The sequence below is a fragment of the Alcaligenes sp. Marseille-Q7550 genome, assembly GCF_965112015.1.
In genome coordinates, this window is sequence record NZ_CBCOPU010000006.1 from 1 (window position 1) to 4,147 (window position 4,147).

Sequence of the window (4,147 nt, forward strand, 5' to 3'; positions counted from 1 at the left end):
TCAGGGCGATGCCCAGCAACGGATCGAAGGTCTCGATCTGGTGGCTGAGCACGGTCTTGTCATCGTCCAGCACGAAGCGCAGGTCCGACCCGTTGTCGTTCACGCCGTCGAAGGTGAAGTTGCCGGTATGCAGGCGCACCAGCACGGGCGTGCGGCCCAGGCCGTCCTGCAGGTTGGCGCCTTCGACGGACGCGTCGATGGAAATGGGCTTGCGGTACGTCCAGTCGGGTTGCCACCAGGCCTGAGCGGCCGCCGGCAGAAAGCTGGCGATGAACACCAGCAGGAACATGATGTAGCGTTGCATGATTCGTATGCTCCGGATACAGAGAGAAGAGGGTTAGAAGCTGGCGCGCACGTTGAAATGCCAGCGGGGTTCATGTTTGCGGGTATTGGCGCCGTCCCGCAGCGGGTAGGCCCAATCCACGTTGGCCGACAGCCAGTCCATCAGTTGAATGCGGCTGCCCAGGCCCACGCTGGCCAGGGTGAAATGCGCTTCCTGCTCGGGCAGCGGGTCCTGCAGGCGGATGCGGGCGGCGTCCGCGAAGGCATAGAAGCGCCATTCATTCACGCGCGGACCGAGCCAGCGGTTCAGGGAGGGCGTACGCAGCTCGGCGCTGCCCATGTAGCCGTCGTCGCCGGAACGCTCGGCGGCCAGATAGCCGCGCACCGTGCCGCTGCCGCCGGCCGAGAACTGCTCGTTGGAGATCAGCGGACCGGTGGCGATCTGTCCGGCTACGCGGCCGTGCAGCTGCCAGTCTCGGCCCTGGGTGTGGGAAGCGTTGAGCTTGAGCAGGGCGAAGCTGGGATTGGCGCGGTAGCGCTTGTAGTCGAATTCGTCGTCGTTGCTGCCTATGCCCATGAAGCTGCGCGGACTGGCCACCAGGTCCAGGGCCACCATGCTCTGGGACTGCTCGGTGTAGCGGTAGCCGCTGTAGCCCAGGGACAGGGGCACGTAGGTGATGGGCACGTCGTCCTTGTCGCCACCGAAGCGGATCGATTCGCTGAAACGCTTGTAATCCAGGCCCATGGAAAAGCTGTGGTACCAGGGCGCCTGGTAGTCGGGCGAGTAGCTCAGGCGCAGGCCGAAGGAATGGCCTTTGCCCAGCACGTTGGTGCCGCCCACCGTGGCAATGTCGCTGTCGGACTTGTAGCCCGACAGGTTCAGGTCCCAGTAGCGCGAACTGACCATCTTCATCGCCGAGAACGCCAAGACGGCACGCGCCTTCCTGAAGCTGGTGGGCACCGCCGCCCCCTTGCAGGAGATCACCATCCACACCCTGGACAAGCGCGGCAACAAGCCCGGCGAACTGCGCGACTGGCTCAAGCCGGCCCTGGCGGGCCAGGACATCGGCCTGGTGTCGGAAGCGGGCTGCCCTGCCGTCGCCGACCCCGGCGCAACCGTCGTTGCCATGGCGCACGACATGGGCATTATCGTCCGGCCCCATGTAGGCCCCTCGTCCATCCTGCTGAGCCTGATGGCCAGCGGTCTGGACGGGCAGCAGTTCGCCTTCCACGGCTACGCGCCGGTGGACGGCGCCGCCCGGGCCAAGCAGCTCAAGCAATGGGAAAGCGTCTCGCAGTCGCTGAAGCAGACCCAGATCCTGATCGAAACCCCCTACCGCAATGCAGCCATGTTCGCCACGCTCCTGCAAACGCTCAAGCCCGGCACGCGCCTGTGCGTGGCGCGCGGGCTGACGACCTCCCAGGAATGGGTGCGCACCGCCACCATCGAGCAATGGCGCGAGCGCCGGGCTCCGGACCTGGACAAGATCCCCTGCATATTCCTGTTCCTGGCCGGCCGCTAGGAACCTGCTCAAGGAAAGATCATGACTCTGGCTTCCTCCCTGCTGCGACGCGGCGCCCGGGCCGGCATTCTGTCGCTGGCCGCCCTGCTGGCCGCCTGCGGCGGCAGCGGCCCCCTGAAGATCGACGACAGCTACAAGGCCAAAGGCCAGAACAGCCGCGTGCGCTATCTGGTCGTACACTACACGGCCCTGAACAACATGACGTCGCTGAAAGTGCTGACCCAGCGCGATGTCAGCGCCCATTACCTGATCACCGACGAACGCCGTCCCACCGTCTACCGCCTGGTCGACGAGAACCGGCGCGCCTGGCACGCCGGACTGGGTTCCTGGTACGGTTTCACGGACCTGAACACCGGATCCATAGGCATCGAAATCGTCAATCTGGGGCGCCTGGACGACGGCCGCTGGGTGCCGTACACGCCGGAACAGATCAAGACGCTGACCATCCTGCTGCAGGACCTGGCGCAGCGTCATGGCGTCGCCCCGCGCAACATCATCGGCCACAGCGACCTGGCTCCGCAGCGCAAGCAGGATCCAGGCCCCTTGTTTCCCTGGAAGGAACTGGCCCAGGCCGGCATAGGCCGCTGGTACAACGAGGCGCAGGCGCGCCAGCTGCAGGCGCAGTACGCCGCCCTGCCCTTGCCGCAGGCCGCCGAGGTGCAGGCCCTGCTGCGCAAGGCGGGCTACGAGACGCCGGAGACCGGCATCTTCGACAAGGCCACGCAGAATGTGATCGCCGCCTTCCAGATGCACTACCGGCCCTCGCGCTTTGACGGCGTGCTGGACGCGGAAACCCTGGCCATACTGAAGAGTCTGAACTGAGCGCCGGCGCTTGTCCGGCGGGCCAGGGCCGCATCCATGAAGCCGCGATGCGCCGCAGGCGCCGGACCAGGCGCTTCTGAGACTAGGCCGACTGGCGGTCGGCGCCCGGCCATTTGCGCAGCAGCATCAGCCCCAGGAACACCGCGCCATATACGAAGACGTCCAGCACATCGTTCTTGCCCGCCCTGACCAGATAGAAGTGCACCACCGACAAGATGGCCACGGCATAGACGCTGCGATGCAGGCTGGACCAGCGGCGGCCCAGCCGGCGCTGCCAACCATGGGTGGAGGTTGCTGCCAGCACCAGCATCAGCACGGTCGCCACGGCCCCGAGCGTGATGAAGGGGCGCTGAAGGATGTCGTGCCACATGGAGAGCCAGTCGCCGGAACGGTCCCACCAGGCCCAGGCGGCAGTATGCAGCGCGGCATAGAAGAAAGCGAACAGGCCCAGCATGCGTCGCACTCGCACCAGGGCCGGCTGCCCCAGCAGGCGCCGCGACGGCGTGACCGCCAGGGTCAGGAGCAGGAACACCCAGGCCCACAGGCCGCTGGAGCGCGTCAGGAATTCCGGGGGATTGGCGGTCAGGCCGCCCATGAAGCCCAGCCAGATCCAGCGCAACAAAGGATACAGGCCCAGCAGGAATACCAGCGGCTTGAACCGGCCGACTTGCGCAGCCTTCCAGGTCGCCATCAGTAGTTCCGCTTCAGGTCCATGCCCGCATACAGGCCGGCCACGTCCTCGGCGTAGCCGTTGAACGGCAAGGTCGGCTTCTTGGCGGCGAAGAAACCCGAGCCGATGACGCGCTCGGTCGCCTGACTCCAGCGAGGATGGGGCACGGCCGGATTCACGTTGGCGTAGAAGCCGTACTCGTGCGGGGCGACCTGCATCCAGCTGGACACCGGCATGGAATCGGTCAGGGTGATGCGCACCAGGGACTTGGCGGACTTGAAGCCGTACTTCCAGGGCACGATCAGGCGCACGGGCGCGCCGTTCTGCTTGGGAAGGGACTTGCCATACAGGCCGGTGGCCAATAAGGTCAGCGGATGCATGGCCTCGTCCAGGCGCAGCCCCTCGGCGTAGGGCCAGTCCAGGATGCCGGAACGCAGCCCGGGCATGGCGCCCTCGTCGCGCACCGTCTCGAAGCGCACGAAGCGGGCGTCGCCCAGAGGTTCGGCGCGCTTGATCAGTTCGGACAGGGAATAGCCCACCCAGGGCACCACCATGGACCAGGCCTCCACGCAGCGCAAGCGATAGACGCGTTCCTCCAGGGGCGCCAGCTTGAGGATCTGGTCCATGTCCAGCTTCAGGGGCTTGCCCACCAGACCGTCGACGACCAGCGTCCAGGGCTCTGTCTTCAGGGCGCCGGCGTAACGGGAAGGGTCTTCCTTGCCGGTGCCGAATTCATAGTAATTGTTATAGGAGGTGATGTCGGATTCGCGGGTGGGCTCCTCCTGGACGGCCCAGCGCGTCGAGCGGGAAAAATGCAAAGGTTCGCCCGCAGCCAGGGCATGCGCCCTGC

At 66.1% G+C, this 4,147-nt stretch carries 5 protein-coding genes and 1 pseudogene; 2 read left to right on the forward strand and 4 right to left on the reverse strand.

The annotated features are described in order from the left end of the window. Both ACWPWO_RS18595 and ACWPWO_RS18600 read right to left on the reverse strand, forming a co-directional pair. Positions 1–304, reverse strand: a pseudogene (locus ACWPWO_RS18595) (DUF2341 domain-containing protein); the annotation flags it as partial. Positions 305–337: 33 nt separating this feature from the next. Further along, positions 338–1,195, reverse strand: a complete 858-nt coding sequence (locus ACWPWO_RS18600) for a ShlB/FhaC/HecB family hemolysin secretion/activation protein (protein ID WP_454007867.1) — start codon at positions 1,193–1,195, stop codon at positions 338–340. On the opposite strand from ACWPWO_RS18600, the gene ACWPWO_RS18605 reads away from it, so the two are divergent. Next, a complete protein-coding gene (locus ACWPWO_RS18605) occupies positions 1,182–1,805 on the forward strand; it encodes an SAM-dependent methyltransferase (RefSeq protein ID WP_454007868.1) in 624 nt (207 codons plus the stop codon). The two genes, ACWPWO_RS18600 and ACWPWO_RS18605, sit on opposite strands and share 14 nt — an antisense overlap. Before the next feature lie 21 nt (positions 1,806–1,826). Then, on the forward strand, positions 1,827–2,627 hold the full coding sequence (locus ACWPWO_RS18610; RefSeq protein ID WP_454006658.1) for an N-acetylmuramoyl-L-alanine amidase: 801 nt from the start codon (positions 1,827–1,829) through the stop codon (positions 2,625–2,627). An 82-nt stretch (positions 2,628–2,709) separates the two neighbouring features. Here ACWPWO_RS18610 and ACWPWO_RS18615 read toward each other — a convergent pair whose 3' ends face one another. Both ACWPWO_RS18615 and msrP read right to left on the reverse strand, forming a co-directional pair. Further along, positions 2,710–3,318 carry a sulfite oxidase heme-binding subunit YedZ gene (locus ACWPWO_RS18615; protein ID WP_454006659.1) on the reverse strand — a complete coding sequence of 203 codons (609 nt, stop codon included), beginning with the start codon at positions 3,316–3,318 and terminating at the stop codon, positions 2,710–2,712. Next, positions 3,318–4,133, reverse strand: coding sequence for a protein-methionine-sulfoxide reductase catalytic subunit MsrP (gene msrP / locus ACWPWO_RS18620; protein ID WP_454007869.1), 816 nt, complete (start codon positions 4,131–4,133; stop codon positions 3,318–3,320). The genes ACWPWO_RS18615 and msrP overlap by 1 nt, the downstream gene beginning before the upstream one ends. Positions 4,134–4,147: the final 14 nt, after the last annotated feature.